Genomic DNA, 21,036 nt, shown 5'->3' with positions numbered 1-21,036 from the left:
GATAACTCTCCGCGTCCACCGCCGGGGGCCAGGCACTCTCCTGGCATGACTCACCACACCGATTCCGTTCGTGAAGTCGCCCTCGCCTCCGACACCCGGGTCACGCTCCGCGGCCCGGCCGACCTCGCCGACGCCCTGCCCTATCTGCTCGGCTTCGAACCGGACGACTCCATCGTGCTGGTCGCCCTGCACGGGCCGCGTGGCCGGGTGGGCGGCCGCATCCGCACCGGCATCCCAGGCGACCCCGAGAGCTGGGAGGAGACCGCGAGGCAGTTGGCCGCCTGCCTCGCGGAGAGCGGGGGCAGAGCTGGCGTCAAGCCGGACGCGGCCGTCGTCTACCTCTGCCAGGGGGCGGCCGAGGGCGAGTCCGACAAGGAGGCCATGGAGCGCCTGCGCCCGCTGGCCCAGCGCCTTCGCACGGCCTGCGGGGCGCTCGACGTCCCGGTGTACGAGGCGCTCTTCCTGTCCAAGGACCGCTACTGGTCCTACTGCTGCCCCGGCACCGGCTGTTGCTCGGGCGAAGGCGACGAGCTGCCCAGGGCCGGCACCTCCGCGATGGCGGCCGCCGCCACCTATGCCGGCATCCGGGTGCGGGGCTCCCTCCGGGAGTTGGAGCGCAGGTTCGCGCCGCTCGGTCAGCCGGAGGCCGCCCGTCAGGCGCGTGCCTTTGACGCGGCCGCCGTCGCGCTGGTGCCGAGGATGCTCGGTGGCACGGACGCCCTGACCGTGCGTGGTGAGACCATGGAGCTCGCCGAGCGGCTGCTGACCCGCTTCCGCCGCGCGGCCCTCTCCGGCGGACGGGACGACGCCTCGACCGACACCTCCGACGACGCCCTGCTCACCTGCGAGGAGGCCGCCCGCCTCGTGCTGGGCCTCCAGGACCGGCTGACCCGTGACCGGGCGGCCGAGTGGATGGAGGGGGCCGAGGCCGAGGTGGCCCTCCGCCTCTGGCGCGCTCTCGCCCGGCGCTGCGTGGCGGCCTACGAGGCCCACGCGGCCGCGCCGCTCACCCTGGCCGGCTGGGTCTCCTGGTCCACGGGCGACGAGCTCGGTGCCCGGGTGGCGTTGGGCAAGGCGCTGGAGATCGAGCCCGAGTACGTCTTCGCCAGGCTGCTCCACCAGGCGTGCAACGAGGGCCTCGATCCCGAACCGTTGCGCCGCTGCATGCGTCAGCAGCGGGCCGCACGCGAGCACTGAGGGGGTGTCGGAGGCCCCTATGATCACGGCATGCCCTACGACCCGTCGGACTTCCCGCCGTTCGCCGTCACCGTCGATCTGGTCGTGCTCACCGTCCGGCGCCACGCGCTGTGCGCGCTCACGGTCCGTCGGGGTGAGGAGCCCTTCCAGGGGCGGTGGGCGCTCCCCGGTGGCTTCGTTCGGGTGGACGAGGATCTGGCCTCCGCGGCGGCTCGCGAGCTCGCCGAGGAGACGGGGCTGCGTACCCAGGACTCGGGCAGCCGACACGCGGCGGCCCACCTGGAACAGCTCGCCACCTACGGCGACCCGGGGCGCGACCCCCGGATGCGGGTGGTCAGCGTGGCTCACCTGGTGCTCGCCCCCGACCTCCCGGCGCCGACCCCGGGCGGCGACGCCGGCGGCGCCCAGTGGACGCCGGTGGCTGGGTTGCTCGCGGGCGAGGGCGGCGCCCCGGCCGAGCGGCTCGCCTTCGACCACGCGCGAATCCTCGCCGACGGGGTCGAGCGGGCCCGATCCAAGATCGAGTACTCGTCGCTCGCCGCCGCCTTCTGTCCGGCCGAGTTCACCGTGGGCGAGCTGCGCCGGGTGTACGAGGCGGTCTGGGGAGTCGCCCTCGATCCGCGCAACTTCCACCGCAAGGTCACCGGGACCCCGGGATTCCTGGTGCCGGTCGGGGGCACGACGACCCGGCAGGGCGGTCGACCGGCTCAGCTCTTCAGGGCCGGTGAGGCCACCGCCCTCAACCCCCCGATGCTGCGTCCCGAGGTGTAGCGGACCCCGCCGGCGCGGCGCCGAGGCCAGGCCACACGACCCCGCGCGTCGCCCGGAAAATGAGATATATCCCGTTATGGTGCCGGAGGAGTGCACGCTCAACGGGAGATATCGATGATCCAGGCCATCGGACTCACCAGCGCGTCCCGCCGTGGCCGACCCCCGGCCGTCGACGACCTCAGCTTCGAGGCGCGCCCTGGCCACGTCACCGTGCTGCTCGGGGCCCCGGGCTCCGGCAAGTCGGCCGCGCTGCGGCTGATGCTCCAGCTGTCCCCGGGGCAGGGCGTCGCCCTCTTCCGCGGGCGGCCGATGGCCAGGGTGCCCCATCCGGCGAGGGAGGTCGGCACCCTGCTCGGGGACGTGCCGGGCCACCCACGGCGCACCGCGCTCGGCCACCTGAGGATGCTCTCGGCCGCCGCCGGGGTCCCGGTGGAGCGCGCCGAGGAGATGCTGGAGGAGGTCGGCCTCAGCGGGCTCGCCGACCAGCGGCTCGGGACGCTGTCGCGAGGCATGGAGCGCAGGCTCGGGCTGGCCGTGGCGCTCCTCGGGGACCCGCACACGCTGGTGCTCGACGAGCCGTCCCTCGGCCTCGGGGCGCGCGAGACCGCCTGGCTGCTCGAACTGTTGCGCGGCTACGCGGGGCGGGGCGGGACCGTCCTGGTGACCGCGCGGGACGCCGAGGAGGCGGCGGGCCTGGCCGACCGGGTGGTCAGCCTGAGCGCCGGCCGGCTGGTGGCCGACCAGACCGGCGAGGACTTCGCCCGCACACGGCTGCGGCCGAGGGTGGCCGTGCGCACCCCGCACGCGGAGCGCCTGGCCGCCGCCCTGGCCGGCGAGTTCCGCTCGTCCGTCGTCGCCGAAGGCGAGCCGTCGGTGGAGGTCGTCAGGGAGTCGGGCAACCGGCTCTCGGTGTACGGCAGCAGTTGTTCCGTGGTCGGGGAGGTCGCCTTCAGGCACCGGGTGCTGGTGCACCAACTCGCGGACGAGGTCGGGGAGTCGAACGACCGCTCGGCACTGGGCCCGCTGGCGCGGGCCGACGGTCGGGCGCCCGCGGGCGTCGGGGCGCCCGATGCCCCGCGGCCGCGCGGCTCGGCGGTGCGCCCCGCGCTCCCCGTCCTGCCGCCCTCTGGCCCGAGTTGGCCCCTGCGCTACGAGGTGCGCCGCTGGGTCGGGGTGCCCACCGGCTGGTGGGTGATGGCCGCGGCGCTGTTCGCCGGGCTGGTGGCCGCGCTCGCCCTCGCCGCCACCGGAGCGCGGCCCGCCGAGCGCGTGCTGGCCGGGTGGGCCGAGCCGCTGCCGCTGCCCCCGGTCGCGTTGGCCGCCGGCCTGCTGGGAGCGCTTTCGTTCGGGCACGAGTTCCGGTATCCGGCGCTGGCCCCGGCGCGGGTCACGGTGCCCAGGCGGCTGTCGCTGCTCGCCGGCAAGCTGGCAGTGTCCGCGGCGGCCGCCCTGACGCTGTGCGTCGGCACGCTCACGATCAACTCGGCCGTCCTCACGGCGCTGTTCGCCGACGGCCGGCGGATCTCCGGTGCCTGGGACGTCACGCTCGCCGGCACCGTGCTGCTGGCCGTCGGCTGCGCCTGGGCCGGGCTGCTGGCGGCCGGCATCTTCCGCTCCACTCTGGTCGGGCTGGCCGCCGTCGGCGCGGTGCCGCTCGCGCTCGCCCCCGCTCTGCGCGCGGCGCTCGGCGGTGGCGCCGAGCGCTCCCTCGACGGACTGCCGGGCAGGCTCCACGCGTTGACCACGCTTCCGCTCCCCTCCGGGGTGGACCGCCTGCTGTTCGCGCCCGCGGAGCTCGCGACCCAGCCCATCGGCTGGGCGCTGGCTCTCTCCCTCGCCGTCCTGACGTGTGGCTACGCCCTGGTCAGCCTGCGCAACAGCCCACGCTGAGCGGTGAGTCGGCCGGTCCGGCCCACCGGCTGGTGGGCGGAGTCCCTTTCCTTCCGGTTAGGCGTCAATTATGCGGGAGCCGCCGATCACCCTTTCGTGTGCTTTTCACCAAAGACCTCAAGGTGTCAACGAGGGCCGCCGACAAAGGAGGCGTGACTACCCTTGCGCACTCCATGATGACCGCCACCCGTTCCGCCGACTCCGGCCCCAGCGGCCCGGGTGAGCTCGACCGCTACTCCTACGCCGAGTCGACGGGAGCGGCCCGCACCACCAACGCCCCCGCCTGGGACGGCCCCGACCCCGACATGGGGCGGGTCGGCCGTCGGGCCGCCGGCAGCCGGGGCCGCGGGCTCCACGGCCAACTCGTCCAGCAGCTGGGCCAGATGATCGTCTCCGGTGACCTCGGCGCCGACCGGCCGCTGGTTCCCGAGGAGATCGGTCAGCGTTTCGAGGTCTCCCGCACCGTGGTCCGCGAGTCCCTGCGGGTCCTCGAGGCCAAGGGGCTGGTGAGCGCCCGCCCCAACGTCGGCACCCGGGTCCGCCCCGTCGGCGACTGGAACCTGCTCGATCCCGACATCATCGAGTGGCGGGCCTTCGGTCCGCAGCGCGAGGACCAGCGCCGCGAGCTGTGCGAGCTGCGCCTGACTATCGAACCGCTGGCCGCCAGGCTCGCCGCGGGCGACACCCGGGAGGAGGTCCGCCAGCGCCTCGGTGACATGGTCGACATCATGACCCACGCCCTGGCCCAGGGAGACGCGCTCACCTTCTCCCGCGCCGACGCCGAGTTCCACGCCCTGCTCCTCCAGGCCGCCGGCAACCGCATGCTGGAGCACCTCTCCGGCATCGTCGCCTCGGCGCTCCAGGTCTCCGGTGGCGCGGCCTCCGGCTGTGAGCACCCCACGGAGGGCTCTGTCGCCCTGCACCAGCGCATCGTGGACGCCATCTCCTCGGGCGAGCCGGCCGCCGCCGAGACCGCGATGCGCCACCTGCTCACCATCCCCTCGGACGGCGCCGCGGCCGCGGCGGGCTCGGACCATGTGGTTCCCGCTCCGCGCGAGCACTGACCGGCGGCGGAAGGACACAGGACCCGGCGCCGTCGGATCCGGGCCCGGCAGGGCTCCGGCGGCGCCTCGGGGTCGGCCCGTTACGCGTGCACTCGTGATGTGACTCGCGCCACGTGCGAGCCGCGTAACGCTTCGGGAAGCAGCGCGATGATTGAAGAGGTGGCCGCAGTGGCCGGACCGGTGGTCCGAGCCATCCGCACCACCGCCGTCGGCTCACCCCGCCGTCGGTCACGGTTCCGCTTGCTTCGGGCGGGCCCTAGCCGTTCCCAAGAGTTTCCGAGAGGTTGTTCGTGTCGGCCAGCACTTCCCGTACTCTCCCTGCCGAGATCGCCGAGTCCAATTCTGTGATGGCGCTGATCGAACGGGGAAAGGCTGAGGGGCAGATCGCCGGCGATGATCTGCGCCGGGCCATCGAGGCTGACCAGATCCCGAAAGCCCAGTGGAAGAACGTTCTGCGCAGCCTCAACCAGATCCTCGACGAGGAGGGCGTGACGCTGATGGTGAGTGCCGCCGAGGCGCCCAAGCGCACCCGGAAGAGTGTCGCCGCGAAGACGACGGCCAAGCGCACCGCGACCAAGACCGTGGCGGCGAAGGCGGCTCCGGCCAAGCAGGCCACGGCCATGGCCCGCCCGGAGGACCCGGCGGGTGAGGCCGAGCACGGCGAGGCGGCGGGCGGCTCCGTGAGCAGGCCGGCGGCTAAGAAGGCCGCGGCGAAGAAGGCGGTCGCCAAGAAAGCCCCCGCGAAGAAGGCGCCGGCCAAGAAGGCCCCGGCCGCCAAGAAGGGGCCGGTGGCCACCAAGAAGACCGCGGGCAAGAAGGACGAGCCCAAGAAGGAGCTTGCCGACGAGTTCCTGGACGGCGACGAGGAGGGCTTGGAGGAGCCCACCGACCGCGCCGTGCGGGCGGCGGCCCCGGGCGAGGGCCCCGACGGCAAGCCGGAGAACGAGGGCTTCGTGCTCTCCGACGAGGACGAGGACGACGCCCCGGCCCAGCAGGTCGCGGCCGCCGGCGCCACGGCCGACCCCGTCAAGGACTACCTGAAGCAGATCGGCAAGGTCCCCCTGCTCAACGCGGAGCAGGAGGTGGAGCTCGCCAAGCGCATCGAGGCGGGTCTGTTCGCCGAGGACAAGCTGGCCAGCTCCGACAAGATCGCCCCCAAGCTGCGGCGCGAGCTGGAGATCATCTCCGAGGACGGCCGCCGCGCCAAGAACCACCTGCTGGAGGCCAACCTCCGCCTGGTGGTCTCGCTGGCCAAGCGGTACACCGGCCGCGGCATGCTCTTCCTGGACCTGATCCAGGAGGGCAACCTGGGCCTGATCCGCGCGGTGGAGAAGTTCGACTACACCAAGGGTTACAAGTTCTCCACCTACGCGACCTGGTGGATCCGTCAGGCCATCACCCGCGCCATGGCCGACCAGGCCCGCACCATTCGGATCCCGGTGCACATGGTCGAGGTGATCAACAAGCTCGCCCGTGTCCAGCGGCAGATGCTCCAGGACCTGGGCCGGGAGCCCACCCCGGAGGAGCTGGCCAAGGAGCTCGACATGACCCCGGAGAAGGTCGTCGAGGTCCAGAAGTACGGCCGGGAGCCGATCTCCCTGCACACCCCGCTCGGCGAGGACGGCGACAGCGAGTTCGGTGACCTCATCGAGGACTCCGAGGCCGTGGTGCCGGCCGACGCGGTGAGCTTCACGCTGCTGCAGGAGCAGCTGCACTCCGTGCTCGACACGCTGAGCGAGCGCGAGGCCGGCGTCGTCTCGATGCGCTTCGGCCTCACCGACGGCCAGCCCAAGACGCTGGACGAGATCGGCAAGGTCTACGGGGTCACGCGCGAGCGGATCCGGCAGATCGAGTCGAAGACGATGTCCAAGCTGCGGCACCCGTCGCGCTCCCAGGTGCTGCGCGACTACCTCGACTGAGCGACCTCGGCCGAGCGGCCGAGGCGCCCCGAGACACACGAGAACGGCCGGTGGCCCCCACCAGGGGGCCACCGGCCGTTCTGGGTGTGCGCGTCCACGCGGGCAGCACGAAGCGGGCGCACGGCGGCGCCTGGGGTGCTCAGGAGAGCACGGAGCACGGAGACCTCGGACTGCGGGGCCGATGGCCCAGGTGACACACGGGTACGGAAACGGGCGGTCACCGCGCGTACGCGGTTGACCGCCCGCTGTCCGGCCGGGACGCCGGCCGGACGGAGCCCGTCGTCAGGAAACGCGATACGTCAGATCGGATCTGCGCTCGGATCAGCGTTCGTCGTCGCGCGCGGATGCGGGAGTCGCGGTGAGCTTCTCCGTCTCGTCCTGTATCTCCGCGGCGATCTTCTTGAGCTCCGGCTCGAACTTGCGGCCGTGGTGGGCGCAGAACAGCAGCTCTCCGCCGCTGATGAGGACCACGCGGAGATACGCCTGGGCACCACAGCGGTCGCAGCGGTCCCCGGCCGTCAGCGGGGTCGCGGGGGTCAGAACAGTAGTCACGTCGCCTCTTCTCTAGCTCGACGAGCTGTCGTACCAGGGACAACATCCAACCAGGCCGAGAACGTTCCCGCCCGCGGCTTTCTCGATGGAAAAATTTCTCCCGAGATGGCCGAACGCTGCCCGGTGGCGGCGAATGAGCCGTATTGCGGTTGCTTGGTGTAATGCGTCGTCTAGTTGTGTTGTTCCGGCTACCTCGGTGTATCCGGGGGCCCTGCCTTGTTCAGGAGGACGTGCCCGGAGCCTAAATGGTTCATGCCTCGAAGGGAACGTGATGTACACGTCACCCAGACGAGTTATCGAACGCGTGAGCGATGCTCGGCTACCCTGGATACTTCCCGGGGAGCCGCACAACCGCTCTACAGGGCCTCGGTACCCTCTGAGCGGCGACCGCCACCACATCAGCGCCAGATCAGAATTCAGCGAGGAGCGAACTGCGTGACCGCCGACACGTCCGTGCCGTCCACCGCACTGTTGACCGGGGCCGACCCGGCAGGCAACTACACCGCGCGGCACCTGCTCGTCCTGGAAGGTCTCGAGGCGGTCCGCAAGCGCCCGGGCATGTACATCGGCTCCACGGACAGTCGCGGCCTGATGCACTGCCTCTGGGAGATCATCGACAACGCCGTCGACGAGTCGCTCGGCGGCCACTGTGACCGCATCGACGTGCTGCTGCGCGCAGACGGCTCCGTCGAGGTCCGTGACAACGGGCGAGGCATCCCCGTCGACATCGAGCCCAAGACCGGGCTCTCCGGCGTCGAGGTCGTGATGACCAAGCTGCACGCCGGAGGCAAGTTCGGCGGCGGCTCCTACGCGGCCTCCGGCGGCCTGCACGGCGTCGGCGCCTCCGTGGTGAACGCACTGTCGGCCCGGCTCGACGTGGAGGTCGACAGGGGCGGCAGCACGCACGCCATCAGCTTCCGGCGCGGCACCCCCGGCGTCTTCACCGAGTCCGGGCCCGACGCCCCGTTCGACCCGGCCAGCGGCCTGCGCAAGGCCAAGAAGATCCCCAAGACCCGCACCGGCACCCGGGTGCGCTACTGGGCGGACCGGCAGATCTTCCTCAAGGACGCCAAGCTCTCCCTCGACACCCTGCACTCCCGGGCCCGCCAGACGGCCTTCCTGGTCCCCGGGCTGACCATCACGGTCCGTGACGAGCGGGGCGTCGAGGGTGCCGAGCCGTCCGAGGAGGTCTTCCACTACGACGGCGGGATCAGCGAGTTCTGCGAGTTCCTGGCCGCCGACAAGCCGGTCTGCGACGTGCTGCGGCTCACCGGCCAGGGCACCTTCAAGGAGACCGTGCCCGTCCTGGACGAGCGCGGCCACATGATCCCCACCGAGGTCAAGCGCGACCTGGACGTGGACATCGCGCTGCGCTGGGGCACCGGCTACGAGACGACCGTGCGCTCGTTCGTCAACATCATCGCCACCCCCAAGGGCGGTACTCACGTCACCGGCTTCGAGCGCGCGGTCACCCGCACGGTCAACGACGTGCTGCGCGCCACCAAGCTGCTGCGGGTCGCCGAGGACGACGTGGTCAAGGACGACGCCCTGGAGGGCATGACCGCGGTGGTCACGGTCCGGCTCGCCGAGCCCCAGTTCGAGGGGCAGACCAAGGAGGTGCTCGGCACCTCGGCCGCCTCCCGGATCGTCGCCCAGGTGGTCGCCAAGGAGCTCAAGGGCTTCCTCACCTCGACCAGGCGCGACGACAAGCAGCAGGCCCGCGCCGTGCTGGAGAAGGTCGTCGCGGCCGCCCGCACCCGGATCGCCGCCCGCCAGCACAAGGAGGCGCAGCGCCGGAAGACGGCCCTCGAGTCCTCGGCCCTGCCGGCCAAGCTCGCCGACTGCCGCAGCGACGACGTGGACCGCAGCGAGCTGTTCATCGTCGAGGGCGACAGCGCGCTCGGCACCGCCAAGCTGGCGCGCAACTCCGAGTTCCAGGCCCTGCTGCCCATCCGCGGCAAGATCCTCAACGTCCAGAAGTCGTCGGTCTCCGACATGCTGAAGAACGCCGAGTGCGGCGCCATCATCCAGGTGATAGGAGCCGGGTCGGGGCGGACCTTCGACATCGACCAGGCGCGCTACGGCCGGGTGATCTTCCTCGCCGACGCCGACGTGGACGGCGCGCACATCCGGTGTCTGCTGCTGACCCTCTTCCAGCGCTACATGAGACCGATGGTCGAGGAGGGCCGGGTCTTCTCCGCCGTCCCGCCGCTGCACCGGATCGAGCTGAGCAACCCGAAGAAGGGCCAGGACAAGTACCTGTACACCTACTCGGACGCGGAGCTCCGTTCGACGCTGCTCGACCTGGACCGCCGCAAGATCCGCTACAAGGAGTCGATCCAGCGCTACAAGGGCCTGGGTGAGATGGACGCGGACCAGCTGGCCGAGACCACGATGGACCCGCGCCGGCGCACCCTGCGGCGGATCAACATCAACGACCTGGAGGCCGCCGAGGAGGCCTTCAGCCTGCTGATGGGGAACGAGGTGGCCCCGCGCCGCGAGTTCATCGCCAGCTCGGCGGCCATGCTCGACCGGTCCCGCATCGACACGTGAGCGCCGCGCCTGCCCGAGCCACGACCGCTCGGCGTCGGGGGACGGGCGCCGCTCGGCGTTCGTCCCTGGCGTCGCCCCACGCGGCGCGGGGAAGCGCCGACGGCGTTCTCAGCCGAGTGCCCCGGCGGAGGCCAGGGCGGTGACGTCGGTGGCGGCCATCCGGCGCTGGGTCTCGAGGCGTGCCCCGCAGCTCGCGGGCGCCGGCTCGCCGTCGGTGAGTGCCGCCACCGTCACCCGCCAGCGGCGGCCGTCCGCGTGACCCACGGTGACCTCCCGCGTGCCGCCGGCGGCCCGGTCGGCGAGGACGGCGAGGGCGTCGAGGCCGCGCTCCCCGGTCGCCTCCCGCACGGCCAGCTCGGCGGCCTGTCCTGGCCGGTCCCAGGCGGACCGGCCCCGGCAGTTCTCCGTGACCAGCTGGCCGTCGTGCAGAGCCTCCAGGGCCCCCTTGACGCCCACGGCGGTGATCCGCCCGTATGCGTAGCCGTGCGGCAGCACGAGCAGCGTGGGGGAGAAGCGGTGGCCGCCGAGATGGGTGATCTCCCACACCTCCGAGCCGCCGCTGGCCACCAGCTCGGCGGCCAGTGGCCGGCCGAGCAGCGCGCAGCAGCGGTCTCGCCGGCCGTTGGTGCACACCAGGGTCAACGGGGCGCCGCGGTGCGGCTCCCACAGCTCGTCGTGGACCCCGGCGCCGAGCCGGAGGAAGTCCAGGTCGAGCAGGTCCTCGGGGGCCACCGCCGCGGTGGTGCGGACCCAGGAGTTCCCCGGCAGGGTGTGGGCCAGGTAGGCGCGGCGGGCCGTGGCGGCCCCCGGCCGGTCGGCGTGCCGGCCGGGGCGGCGGATCAGCGCCACCCGCACGCCGGTGCCGGTGGTGGCCGTCGCGAGGGCGCGGCCCACGGCGGGGTCGAGGTGGCTGTCGACCAGGGCGTCCGGGCCCCAGGGGCCCGGCTGCTCGATCAGCAGCCAGGTCCTCGCGGTGCTCGCGGTGCCGGCCAGCGGCTCGGCTAGGGCCCGGGAGAGGGTCGTGCACGTGCTCACCCAGGTAAGGCTAGCCTCTCCTGACCCAGGCGGCTCAGCCGTCTCCCCCCACAGGGGTGAAGCGAACCCCGTGCGCAACCTGCCCGGCGAGGTCTGCCGCCAGTGACGAACGGATCGGCCGCCACGGCTATCGTGGCGGCCATGACCACCAGCCGAATCCCGGTCGTCGTGCTGGCGGGCTTCCTCGGCGCGGGGAAGACCACGCTCCTCAACCACCTGCTCAGAAACCGCGACGGCGTCCGGATCGGCGCCGTCGTCAACGACTTCGGCAGCATCCCGATCGACGCCATGCTGGTCGCGGGGCAGGTCGACGCCATGGCCTCGTTCGACAACGGCTGCCTGTGCTGCGCCGTGGACAGCGAGGACCTGGACGCGGCCCTCGACCGGCTCGCCGACCCGGCGGCCAGGATCGACCTGATCGTGGTCGAGGCCAGCGGGCTCGCCGAGCCGCCCAGCCTGGTGCGGATGATCCTGGCCAGCGGCGACCGGCGCATCGTCTACGGCGGCCTGGTGCAGGTGGTCGACGCCGCCGAGCCGGGCAGGACGCGGCACCCGGGCGCCGCCGACCTGGTGGTCCTCAACAAGACCGACCTGGTGCCCGAGGCCGACTGGCGCGCGCAGCTCGCCGCGCTGCGCGAGCTCGGCGGCGGCGCGCCCATGGTGCCGGCCGCCAGGGGCCGGATCGACCCCGGTCTCTTCTTCGACCGGGAGAACGCGCGCGCCGGCGGCGCCGGGACCACAGGGCCCAGACAACTGTCCTTCGCCGACCTAGAGCTCGAAGCGGAGCACGGGGGCGGGCACGCAGACGGGCACGAGCATCCGCACACCGGCTACCAGAGCGTGGCCTTCACCAGCCGGCGTCCGCTGAGCCCTCGCGCCCTGATGAGCTTCCTCGACACCAGGCCGGCCGGGCTCTACCGCGCCAAGGGCTTCGTCACCCTCGCCGCGGGGCCGCGCCCCGAGCGCTACGTGCTGCACGCGGTCGGCCGCTTCCTCCGCTTCTACCCGGCCCCCGACGACGAGACCGCCGCCACGCAGCTGGTGCTGATCGGCGCCGGCATCGACGCCGAGGCGCTGCGCGCGGAGCTCGCCGGCTGCGTGGCAACGGGGTCGGCTGAGGCCGACCCCGCGCGCAACGGCATGTGGGAGGTGCTGCGGTACGTCGACGACCCGGAGGACGTCACCGAGCCCGAGCCGCAGCCCGTCACCTGACCGGTTGACCAGCCGGCAACCGGCGAACCGGGCCTACACCGGGCCCGCGACCACCGCGACCGGGCGGCCGAGCGGCATGCCCGAGCCGTCCCTGCGCGGGTCGGCCTCCGGCAGGTCGACGGGCGCGCCCGTCGCGGTGGCGGCGCGCGCCGGCATGGCGCCGGCCCAGGCGAACGTCAACCGCTCCTCGCCCTTCAGGAACCGCTGGCAGCGCACCCCGCCGGTGGCCCGCCCCTTCCGCGGGTACTGGTCGAACGGCGTGAGCTTGGCCGTGCCGAGCGAGTCGTCAAGCGTGCCGCTGCCGCCCGCCACCGTGAAGACCGCCGCCTCGCCCGCCGGATCGACGGCCGTGAACGAGATCACCCTGGCCCCGGTGGCCAGCTTGACGCCGGCCATGCCGGCCGCCGGCCGGCCCTGCGGCCGCACCTGGGCGGCCGGGTAGCGCAGCAGCTGCGCGTCGTCCGTGATGAAGACCAGGTCCTCGTCGCCGGTGCGCAACTCGGCCGCGCCGACGACCACATCGCCCTCCTTGAGCGCGATGACCTCCAACTCGTCCTTGTTCGCCGGATAGTCCGGCACCACCCGCTTCACCACGCCCTGCTCGGTGCCGATCGCGAGCCCGGGCGAGGACTCGTCGAGCGTGGTCAGGCACACCACCCGCTCGTCGGGGCGCAGCGTGAGGAACTCCGACACCTGCGCGCCGCCCGACAGGTTGGGCGAGGCGGCGCTGTGCGGCAGCATCGGCAGGTCCACCACGTTGAGTCGCAGCAGGCGGCCCTCGGAGGTGACCACCCCGATCTCGCCCCGGGTGGTGGACGGCACCGCCGAGACCACCACGTCGTGCTTCACCCGGCGCGCGTTCGTGTCGAACACCGGCTGCTCGTCGGCGGTGCGCGCCAGCAGCCCGGTGGAGGACAGCAGCACTCGGCACGGATCGTCCGCCACCTCGAGCGGCATCACCTCGAGCGGCGCGCCCTCCGCCTCGGCGAGCACGGTGCGGCGCGGGGTGCCGAACTTCTTGGCCACTTCGGCCAGCTCGGCCGAGACCAGCTTGCGCAGCTCCGCGTCCGAGTCCAGGATCCGGGTCAGCTCCTCGATCTCCGCGGTCAGCCGGTCGCGCTCCGACTCCAGCTCGATCCGGTCGAACCTGGTCAGCCGGCGCAGTGGGGTGTCGAGGATGTACTGGGTCTGCGTCTCGGAGAGGGAGAAGCGGGCCATCAGCGCGTCCTTGGCCTCCGCCGCGTTCTCGCTCGACCGGATGATCCGGATCACCTCGTCGATGTCGACGAGCGCCACCAGCAGGCCCTCGACCAGGTGCAACCGGTCCCGCCGCTTGCCGCGCCGGAACTCGCTGCGCCGCCTGACCACCTCGAACCGGTGGTCCACATAGACCTCGAGCAGCTCCTTCAGGCCCATGGTCAGCGGCTGACCGTCCACCAAGGCCACGTTGTTGATGCCGAAGGTCTCCTCCATCGGCGTCAGCTTGTAGAGCTGGGCCAGCACCGCCTCGGGGTTGAAGCCGTTCTTCACCTCGATCACCAGGCGCAGCCCGTGCTCGCGGTCCGTCAGATCCTTGACGTCCGCGATGCCCTGCAGCTTCTTCGCGTTGACCAGGTCCTTGATCTTGCCGACCACCTTCTCGGGGCCGACCATGAACGGCAGCTCGGTGACCACCAGGCCCATGCGCCTGGCCGTCACCTTCTCCACCGCCACCGTGGCCCGGATCCGGAAGGTGCCGCGCCCCGTCTCGTACGCGTCCCTGATGCCGTCGAGCCCCACGATCTGGCCGCCGGTCGGCAGGTCGGGCCCCGGCACGTGGCGCATCAGGGTGGCCAGGTCCGCGTTGGGGTGGCGGATCAGGTGGCGGGCCGCGGCGATGACCTCGCCCAGGTTGTGCGGCGGCATGTTGGTGGCCATGCCGACGGCGATGCCGCTCGAGCCGTTCACCAGGAGGTTGGGGTAGGCCGCGGGCAGCGCGACCGGCTCCCGCTCGCTGCCGTCGTAGTTGGGCGCGAAGTCGACGGTGTCCTCGTCGATGCCGGCGACCATCAGGCCGGCCACCGCCGACGACCGACACTCGGTGTATCGCATGGCGGCCGGCGGGTCGTCGTTGCCCAGGGAGCCGAAGTTCCCGTGGCCGTCCACCAGGGGCAGCCGCATCGAGAAGGGCTGGGCCATGCGCACCAGGGCGTCGTAGATGGCCGAGTCGCCGTGCGGGTGCAGCTTGCCCATCACCTCGCCCACCACGCGGGCGCACTTGACGTGGCCGCGATCGGGGCGCAGCCCCATGTCGTGCATCTGGTACAGGATCCGGCGCTGCACCGGCTTCATCCCGTCCCTCGCGTCCGGCAACGCCCGGGAGTAGATCACCGAGTAGGCGTACTCGAGGAAGGAGCCCCGCATCTCATCGACGACGTCGATGTCGAGGATGCGCTCCTCGAAATCCTCCGGAGGCGGGGTCGGCGTACTGCGGCGGGGCATCGCGCGGGGACTCCTTCGTACGTCTTGACGGTCTGCTGGCGACCATTGTGGACCGCGCCACCGACAGCCGGGTACCAACGTCGATCGCATCGCACACCCCGGCTCACCTTGCATAAGGTGACAGGACATCCGACAGACAACCGGACCGTCCGAGCGAAGGGACCTCACGCCCATGGGCCACACGGCCACCCCGCAGGATACCGCCGGCGGGCTCACCGCGACCGAACACAGGCTGCCCAACGGGCTTCGCGTGGTGCTGTCCCAGGACCATCTCACTCCCGTGGCCGCCGTCTGCCTCTGGTACGACGTGGGCTCCCGGCACGAGGTGGCGGGTCGCACCGGGCTCGCTCACCTCTTCGAGCACCTGATGTTCCAGGGATCGCGACAGGTCCAGGGCAACGGTCACTTCGAGCTCGTCCAGGCCGCCGGGGGCTCGCTCAACGGCACCACGAGCTTCGAGCGGACCAATTACTTCGAGACCATGCCCGCCCACCAGTTGGAGCTCGCGCTGTGGCTCGAGGCCGACCGGATGGGCACACTGCTGGCCGCGCTGGACGAGGAGTCCATGGAGAACCAGCGCGACGTGGTGAAGAACGAGCGCCGCCAGCGTTACGACAACGTGCCCTACGGCACGGCCTTCGAGAAGCTCACCGCCATGGTCTTCCCCGAGGGCCACCCGTACCACCACACCCCCATCGGCTCCATGGCCGACCTGGACGCCGCCTCCCTGGAGGACGCCAGGGAGTTCTTCCGCACCTACTACGCCCCCAACAACGCGGTGCTCGCGGTCGTCGGCGACATCGACCCGGAGCAGACGCTGGCCTGGGTCGAGAAGTACTTCGGCTCCATCCCGTCGCACGACGGCAAGCGCCCGCCGCGCGACGGCGCCCTGCCCGAGGTCATCGGCGAGGAGCTGCGCGAGCTGATCGAGGAGGACGTCCCCTCGCGCGCCCTGATGGCCGCCTACCGGCTGCCGCAGGACGGCACCCGCGCGGCCGACGCCGCCGACCTGGCGCTCACCGTGCTCGGCGGCGGCGAGTCGTCCCGGCTGCACAACCGTCTCGTCAGGCACGACCGCACGGCGGTGTCCGCCGGCTTCGGGATGCTGCGGCTCGCCGGTGCGCCCTCGATGGGCTGGTTGGACGTCAAGACCTCGGGCGAGGCGCGGGTCGAGGACATCGAGGCCGCGGTCGACGAGGAGCTCGAGAGGTTCGCCCAGGAGGGGCCGACCACCGAGGAGTTGGAGCGGGCCCAGGCCCAGTTGGAGCGCGAGTGGCTCGACCGGCTCGCCACGGTCGGCGGCCGGGCCGACGAGCTGTGCAGGTACGCGGTGCTGTTCGGCGACCCGCAGCTGGCGCTGACCGCCGTGCGCCGCATCCTGGAGATCACGTCGGACGAGGTGCGCGCGGTGGCCGCCGCGCGGCTCCGCGCCGACAACCGCGCGGTGCTGGTGTACGAGCCCACTGGTCCCCAGGAGGACGAGACCGAAGCCGACGAGACCGAAGGGGCCGACCACCAGTGAGCGACGTCACCGCGAGCATGCAGCTCCACCCGCGGCCGACCGCGGGGGAGCCCAGGCCCTGGGCGTTCCCGGCGCCGGAGCGCACCGCCCTGCCCAACGGCCTGACGGTGCTGCGCAGTCACCGCCCGGGACAGCAGGTCATCGCCGTCGAGCTCAACCTGACCGCGCCGCTGGCCGCCGAGCCGGCCGGCCTCGAGGGCGTCGCCACGATCACGGCCCGGGCGCTGTCCGAGGGCACCGACCGGCACACCGCCGAGGAGTTCGCCGCCGAGCTCGAGCGCTGCGGCGCCACCCTTGACACCCACGCCGACCACCCCGGTGTCCGGGTCTCCCTCGAGGTCCCGGCCTCCCGCTTCGACCGGGCGCTGCTGCTCCTGGCGGACGCGCTGCGGGCCCCGGCCTTCCCCGAGCACGAGATCGAGCGGCTGGTGCGCAACCGCCTCGACGAGATCCCGCACGAGCTCGGCAACCCGGGCCGGCGTGCGGCGATGGCGCTCTACGACACGCTGTTCCCGACCGACTCCCGCATGTCCAAGCCCCGGCAGGGCACGGCGGCCAGCGTCGAGCGGATCGACGCCAAGGCCGTCCGCGCCTTCTACGAGGCGCACGTGCGGCCGGCCTCCGCCGCCGTGGTCATCGTCGGCGACCTCAGCGGCATTGACCTGGACGCGGTGCTCAAGGACACCCTGGGCGCCTGGACCGGCCAGCCGCCGGCCACCGTCGCGTGGGAGCCGTCCGTCCCCGACGACACCGGCCGCGTCGTCATCGTGAACCGGCCCGGCTCCGTCCAGACCCAGCTGCTGATCGCCCGCACCGGGCCCGACCGGCACGACCCGGTGTGGGCCGCGCAGCGGCTCGGCGTCTACTGCCTCGGCGGCACCATCACCTCCCGCCTCGACCGGGTGCTGCGCGAGGAGAAGGGCTACACCTACGGCATCCGGGCCTTCGCCCAGGTGCTGCGGTCCCGGGCCGACGGCACCGGGCTCTCGCTGCTCGGCATCCGTGGCTCGGTGGCCACCGACGTGACGGGGCCGGCGCTGGCCGACCTCTTCCAGGTGCTGCGCACGCTGGCGGCCGAGGGGCTGACCGACGAGGAGCGGGACGCGGCGGTCCAGTTCCTGGTGGGCGTGGCGCCGTTGAGCTTCGAGACGGCGGCGGCCGTCGCCGGCACCCTGGCCGACCAGGTCGAGGAGGAACTGCCGGACGACTACCAGGCGCGGTTGTACGTCCGACTGGCGGAGACCGGCACCGTCGAGGCCTCGGCGGCGGTGGCGCGCGCCTTCCCGACCGACCGCCTGGTGACCGTGCTGGTCGGCGACGCCGAGCAGATCGCGGAGCCGGTGCGGGCGCTCGGCATCGGCGAGGTGACGGTGATCGACGGCTGAGACCGAGCCGTCAGCCGCCGGCGGCTCCGGGCCCTTCGGGACCCGGAGCCGCCGGCGTTCCGCGTAAACGTCCGAAAGGCACCGGGTTTTCCAGGGGCGCTATCGGCATTCCCGGGTTTTTGCCATACAGTTCGGTTGAGTGACCCGGTAGAAATGTAACAGGGCTGACGCCGGCTATTCTGTGGGGGTTTGTCATGCGTATCTCCGCGCACGCGGTATGCACGGCGATCCGTGACGACATTGTGAGCGGCGTCCTGCCCCCGGGCGCACGGCTCGCCGAGGAGCAGCTGGCCCAGCGCTACGGGGTGTCCCGGGTGCCGGTCCGCGAGGCGCTGCGCACCCTGGAGTCCGAGGGGTTCGTCACCTCGCGGCGCCACGCCGGGGCCTGCGTGGCCCAGCCGGGGGAGCGCGAGGCGGCCGATCTGCTCGACGTGCGGGCGCTGTTGGAGCCGCTTGGCGCGGCCCGCGCGGCGCAGCGGCGCACGGAGGCGCACCTCAAGGTCCTGCGCGGGCTCGTGCGCCTTGGGCGCCAGCGCGCAGGCCAGGGGCAGGAATCGGACCTGCGGTCGCTCGGCGACTGGTTCCACGAGACGGTGGCCCAGGCCACCTGCAGCCCGGGCCTGACCACCATGCTGGTGCAGTTGCGGCGCAAGATCACCTGGCTGTACGCGGGCGAGCCCGTCTCCCGCGCCGTGGTGCTGTGGCAGGAGCGCGGCGCCCTGGTGGACGCCATCGCCCGGGGCGACGCGGAGCGGGCGCGGGCCCTGTCGGCCGCCCAGCTCGAACGGTCGACCCCGGCCCGCAAGCAGACCAGGACCGGCGCCGTGAGAAGCCCGAAACCTGCTGTAAACACGGTGCGCGGCCAGATTTAACAGCGGCCGTATACACATGTGCGAAAGGGTTGCGAATTCCATCGCCGGAATCGCGCCCCCGTAATTCTGTTGCCCGAAATTCAGGCCCCCTGGCCCGGCGGATTTCTCAGACCGTTTCCGGCAGCTCCTCGAGCCCCTCGGAAACCAGCCGTGCGAGCCGGTCGACCGCCGCCTCGGCGGCGGCCTCGTCCTCGGCGGTCGCGCCGCTCGAGGCGAGCACCACCTCCTCGCCGCCCTCGGCGCCCAGGCTCAGCACCGCGAGCATCGACGCGGCGTTCACCGGAGTGCCGCCCTTCCTGGCGATGGTCATCGGCACGCCGGTGGCCGTCGCGGCCCGGACGAAGATCGAGGCGGGCCGGGCGTGCAGCCCCTCCGCCCAGCCGATGGTGACGCGTCGCTCAACCATGATGGTGCCCTTCGGTTCGAACAGGGTGGAACGGTTGTGCTGTACGCCGGGCCGCCGTCCCGGCTGACCCAACCGTACGCTGATGCCATGCGGACGACCGCCCAGCCGCCCTACCCCGCCCACTGGGAGGCCGACGTCGTGCTGCGCGACGGCGGCACGGCCCGGCTGCGGCCCATCACCCCGGCCGATGCCGACCGGTTGGTCGCCTTCTACGAGCGGGTCTCCGACGAGTCGAAGTACTACCGCTTCTTCGCCCCCTACCCACGGCTGTCCGACCGCGACGTGCACCGGTTCACCCACCACGACTACGTGGACCGCGTCGGACTCGCCGCCACCGTGGGCGGCGAGTTCATCGCCGTCGTGCGGTACGACCGGATCGACGAGCACGGCCGCGCCGCCACCGCTCCCGCCGACCGCGCCGAGGTGGCCTTCCTCGTCCAGGACGCCCACCAGGGCCGCGGCCTGGCCTCCGTGCTGCTCGAACACCTGGCCGCAGTCGCCAGGGAGCGCGGCATCCGCCGCTTCGAGGCCGAACTGCTGCCCGCCAACACCCGGATGGCCAAGGTCTTCACCGACGCCGGCTACTCCCAGCGGCGCAGCTTCGCCGACGGCTCCCTCCACCTCACCCTCGACCTGGAGCCCACCGCCCGCTCCCTCGCCGTGATGCGCGCCCGCGAGCAGCGCGCGGAGGCCGGCTCCGTGCGCCGCCTCCTCGCCCCCGCCGCCGTCGCCGTCGTGGGCGCCGGACGCCGCCCAGGAGGCGCCGGCCGCGCCGTGCTCGCCGGCCTGCTCGCCGGCGGCTTCACCGGGCCCGTGTACGCCGTCAACGCCGAGCTGCCCGAGGGCACGACCGAGCTCGGCGGCGCCCCCGCCCACCGCCGGGTCACCGACATCGGCGCGCCCGTCGACCTCGCCGTGCTCGCCGTCCCCGCGCCCCGGGTCGCCGCCGCCGTCGCCGACTGCGCCAGCGCCGGCGTCGCGGGCCTCGTGGTGCTCGCCGCCGGCCACGACAGGGACGAGCAGCGCGAGCTCGTCCACCTCGCCCGCTCCCACGGCATGCGCATCGTGGGCCCCAACGCCTTCGGCCTGATCAACACCGACCCCGAAGTCCGGCTCAACGCCAGCCCCGCGCCCCGGCTGCCGGCCGCGGGACGGATCGGCCTGTTCACCCAGTCGGCGGCCATCGGCATCGCCGTCCTCGACGAGCTCGCCCGCCGCGGCGCCGGCCTCTCCACCTTCGTCTCCGCAGGCAACCGCGCCGACCTCTCGGGCAACGACCTGCTCCAGTACTGGGACGACGACCCGGCCACCGGGGTCGCCCTGATGTACCTCGAATCGGTCGGCAACCCCCGCAAGTTCACCCGCATCGCCCGGCGCACCGCGGCCGCCGGCACCCCCGTCGTGGTGGTGCGCGGCGGCCGGCACAGCGGCGGCGCCCCGCCGCACGGCCACGCCGTCCCCGCCGGGCACGCCCCCGAGCCGACCGTCTCGGCGCTGCTCGGCCAGGCCGGCGTGATCGAGGCCGACACCGCGACCGAACTGCTCGACATCGGGCTGCTGCTGGCCCACCAACCGCTGCCCCAGGGCCCCCGCGTCGCCGTCGTCAGCAACGCCGAGGCCCTCGGCCTCGTCACCCACGACGCCTGCCGCGCCCACCGCCTGCGCCCCCTCGATCCCGCAGGGCTCGGCTCGCACGCCAGGCCCGCCGACTTCGGCGCCGCCCTGGCCACCGCCCTCGCCGACCCCGGCGTGGACGCGGCCGTCGTCGCCGTCGTCCCCACCGTCAGCGATCCCGCGGGCGCGGCCGGCGACCACACCGCCCGGCTGCTCGCCGACCTCGCGCCCGCGCTGCACACCGCGCTCACCGACGCCGCCACCGGCAAGCCCGTGGTCGTCGCGCAACTCGCCCTGGACGACCTCGCCACCGCGCTCACCGCCCGCGGCATCCCCGTCTACCCCTCGGCCGAGCGCGCCGTCCGCGCCCTCGCCAAAGCCGTCCGACACGCCGAGTGGCGGGCCACAGCCGCCCACCCGGGAGAGCAGCCCGCCTTCGCCGACATCGACGAGGACGCCGCGGCCGAGCACGTGGTCACCGCCCTCGACCCGCGCCGCACCGTCACCCTCAACCACGTCGCCACCCACCGGGTGCTCACCGCCTACGGCATCCCGCTGCTGCC

General features: G+C 72.9%; 15 protein-coding genes. 11 read left to right on the top strand and 4 right to left on the bottom strand.

All coding sequences use genetic code 11. The features are described 5' to 3' along the window. Positions 1 to 45 precede the first annotated feature (45 nt). From E1265_RS00580 to E1265_RS00560, 5 genes are all read left to right on the top strand, one after another. Positions 46 to 1,197 (top strand): DUF4192 domain-containing protein, encoded by a 1,152-nt coding sequence (locus E1265_RS00580; RefSeq protein ID WP_132928196.1) that lies wholly within the window; start codon positions 46 to 48, stop codon positions 1,195 to 1,197. 30 nt (positions 1,198 to 1,227) lie between these two features. Further along, complete coding sequence (locus E1265_RS00575) at positions 1,228 to 1,968, top strand: NUDIX domain-containing protein (protein ID WP_132928195.1); 741 nt, start codon at positions 1,228 to 1,230, stop codon at positions 1,966 to 1,968. A 114-nt stretch (positions 1,969 to 2,082) separates the two neighbouring features. Beyond that, positions 2,083 to 3,858, top strand: a complete 1,776-nt coding sequence (locus E1265_RS00570; RefSeq protein WP_132928194.1) for an ABC transporter ATP-binding protein — start codon at positions 2,083 to 2,085, stop codon at positions 3,856 to 3,858. Between the two features lie 98 nt (positions 3,859 to 3,956). Continuing rightward, positions 3,957 to 4,922, top strand: coding sequence for a FadR/GntR family transcriptional regulator (locus E1265_RS00565; RefSeq protein ID WP_132928193.1), 966 nt, complete (start codon positions 3,957 to 3,959; stop codon positions 4,920 to 4,922). A 290-nt stretch (positions 4,923 to 5,212) separates the two neighbouring features. Then, positions 5,213 to 6,841, top strand: coding sequence for an RNA polymerase sigma factor (locus E1265_RS00560; RefSeq protein ID WP_132928192.1), 1,629 nt, complete (start codon positions 5,213 to 5,215; stop codon positions 6,839 to 6,841). 321 nt (positions 6,842 to 7,162) lie between these two features. Here E1265_RS00560 and E1265_RS00555 read toward each other — a convergent pair whose 3' ends face one another. Then, the gene (locus E1265_RS00555; RefSeq protein ID WP_132928191.1) at positions 7,163 to 7,393 is read right to left on the bottom strand and encodes a hypothetical protein; all 231 of its coding nucleotides are present in this window, start codon (positions 7,391 to 7,393) and stop codon (positions 7,163 to 7,165) included. A 435-nt stretch (positions 7,394 to 7,828) separates the two neighbouring features. Between E1265_RS00555 and E1265_RS00550 the strand changes: the two genes are divergently transcribed. Further along, positions 7,829 to 9,946: a DNA topoisomerase IV subunit B gene (locus E1265_RS00550; RefSeq protein WP_132928190.1), complete on the top strand. Its 2,118-nt coding sequence runs from the start codon at positions 7,829 to 7,831 to the stop codon at positions 9,944 to 9,946. Positions 9,947 to 10,054: 108 nt separating this feature from the next. On the opposite strand, the gene E1265_RS00545 is transcribed toward E1265_RS00550, so the two are convergent. Beyond that, entirely contained in the window at positions 10,055 to 10,981 is a 927-nt protein-coding gene (locus tag E1265_RS00545; protein WP_132928189.1) for a sucrase ferredoxin, read from the bottom strand. Between the two features lie 141 nt (positions 10,982 to 11,122). On the opposite strand from E1265_RS00545, the gene E1265_RS00540 reads away from it, so the two are divergent. Further along, positions 11,123 to 12,193 carry a GTP-binding protein gene (locus tag E1265_RS00540; RefSeq protein ID WP_132928188.1) on the top strand — a complete coding sequence of 357 codons (1,071 nt, stop codon included), beginning with the start codon at positions 11,123 to 11,125 and terminating at the stop codon, positions 12,191 to 12,193. A 33-nt stretch (positions 12,194 to 12,226) separates the two neighbouring features. Here E1265_RS00540 and E1265_RS00535 read toward each other — a convergent pair whose 3' ends face one another. Then, positions 12,227 to 14,674, bottom strand: a complete 2,448-nt coding sequence (locus E1265_RS00535) for a DNA topoisomerase IV subunit A (protein ID WP_132928187.1) — start codon at positions 14,672 to 14,674, stop codon at positions 12,227 to 12,229. Positions 14,675 to 14,846: 172 nt separating this feature from the next. Between E1265_RS00535 and E1265_RS00530 the strand changes: the two genes are divergently transcribed. The 3 genes from E1265_RS00530 to E1265_RS00520 all read left to right on the top strand — a co-directional run bounded on the left by E1265_RS00530 (position 14,847) and on the right by E1265_RS00520 (position 18,453). Beyond that, positions 14,847 to 16,196 carry a pitrilysin family protein gene (locus E1265_RS00530; RefSeq protein ID WP_132928186.1) on the top strand — a complete coding sequence of 450 codons (1,350 nt, stop codon included), beginning with the start codon at positions 14,847 to 14,849 and terminating at the stop codon, positions 16,194 to 16,196. Continuing rightward, the gene (locus E1265_RS00525; protein WP_243740437.1) at positions 16,193 to 17,581 is read left to right on the top strand and encodes a pitrilysin family protein; all 1,389 of its coding nucleotides are present in this window, start codon (positions 16,193 to 16,195) and stop codon (positions 17,579 to 17,581) included. The genes E1265_RS00530 and E1265_RS00525 overlap by 4 nt, the downstream gene beginning before the upstream one ends. A gap of 194 nt (positions 17,582 to 17,775) precedes the next feature. Further along, positions 17,776 to 18,453 carry a GntR family transcriptional regulator gene (locus E1265_RS00520; protein WP_132928185.1) on the top strand — a complete coding sequence of 226 codons (678 nt, stop codon included), beginning with the start codon at positions 17,776 to 17,778 and terminating at the stop codon, positions 18,451 to 18,453. A gap of 106 nt (positions 18,454 to 18,559) precedes the next feature. Here the strand turns inward: E1265_RS00520 and E1265_RS00515 are convergent, their stop codons facing one another. After that, a complete protein-coding gene (locus E1265_RS00515; RefSeq protein WP_132928184.1) occupies positions 18,560 to 18,859 on the bottom strand; it encodes an HPr family phosphocarrier protein in 300 nt (99 codons plus the stop codon). Between the two features lie 87 nt (positions 18,860 to 18,946). Here E1265_RS00515 and E1265_RS00510 point away from each other — a divergent pair. Continuing rightward, positions 18,947 to 21,036: GNAT family N-acetyltransferase (locus E1265_RS00510; RefSeq protein ID WP_132928183.1), on the top strand; the 2,090-nt coding region annotated here is incomplete at its 3' end.

The organism is Streptomyces sp. 8K308, assembly GCF_004348315.1.
In the GTDB taxonomy this organism is placed as follows: domain Bacteria; phylum Actinomycetota; class Actinomycetes; order Streptomycetales; family Streptomycetaceae; genus Streptomyces.
The sequence above is the reverse complement of the archived record's forward strand: the minus strand, read 5'-3'. Positions and strand labels throughout refer to the sequence as shown.

Bases quoted from the DNA above. Each gene is read 5' to 3' on its own strand.
- E1265_RS00580 (WP_132928196.1), top strand. From the start codon at position 46: ATGACTCACCACACCGATTCCGTTCGTGAAGTCGCCCTCGCCTCCGAC.
- E1265_RS00575 (WP_132928195.1), top strand. From the start codon at position 1,228: ATGCCCTACGACCCGTCGGACTTCCCGCCGTTCGCCGTCACCGTCGAT.
- E1265_RS00570 (WP_132928194.1), top strand. From the start codon at position 2,083: ATGATCCAGGCCATCGGACTCACCAGCGCGTCCCGCCGTGGCCGACCC.
- E1265_RS00540 (WP_132928188.1), top strand. From the start codon at position 11,123: ATGACCACCAGCCGAATCCCGGTCGTCGTGCTGGCGGGCTTCCTCGGC.
- E1265_RS00535 (WP_132928187.1), bottom strand. From the start codon at position 14,674: ATGCCCCGCCGCAGTACGCCGACCCCGCCTCCGGAGGATTTCGAGGAG.
- E1265_RS00530 (WP_132928186.1), top strand. From the start codon at position 14,847: ATGGGCCACACGGCCACCCCGCAGGATACCGCCGGCGGGCTCACCGCG.
- E1265_RS00520 (WP_132928185.1), top strand. From the start codon at position 17,776: ATGCGTATCTCCGCGCACGCGGTATGCACGGCGATCCGTGACGACATT.
- E1265_RS00515 (WP_132928184.1), bottom strand. From the start codon at position 18,859: ATGGTTGAGCGACGCGTCACCATCGGCTGGGCGGAGGGGCTGCACGCC.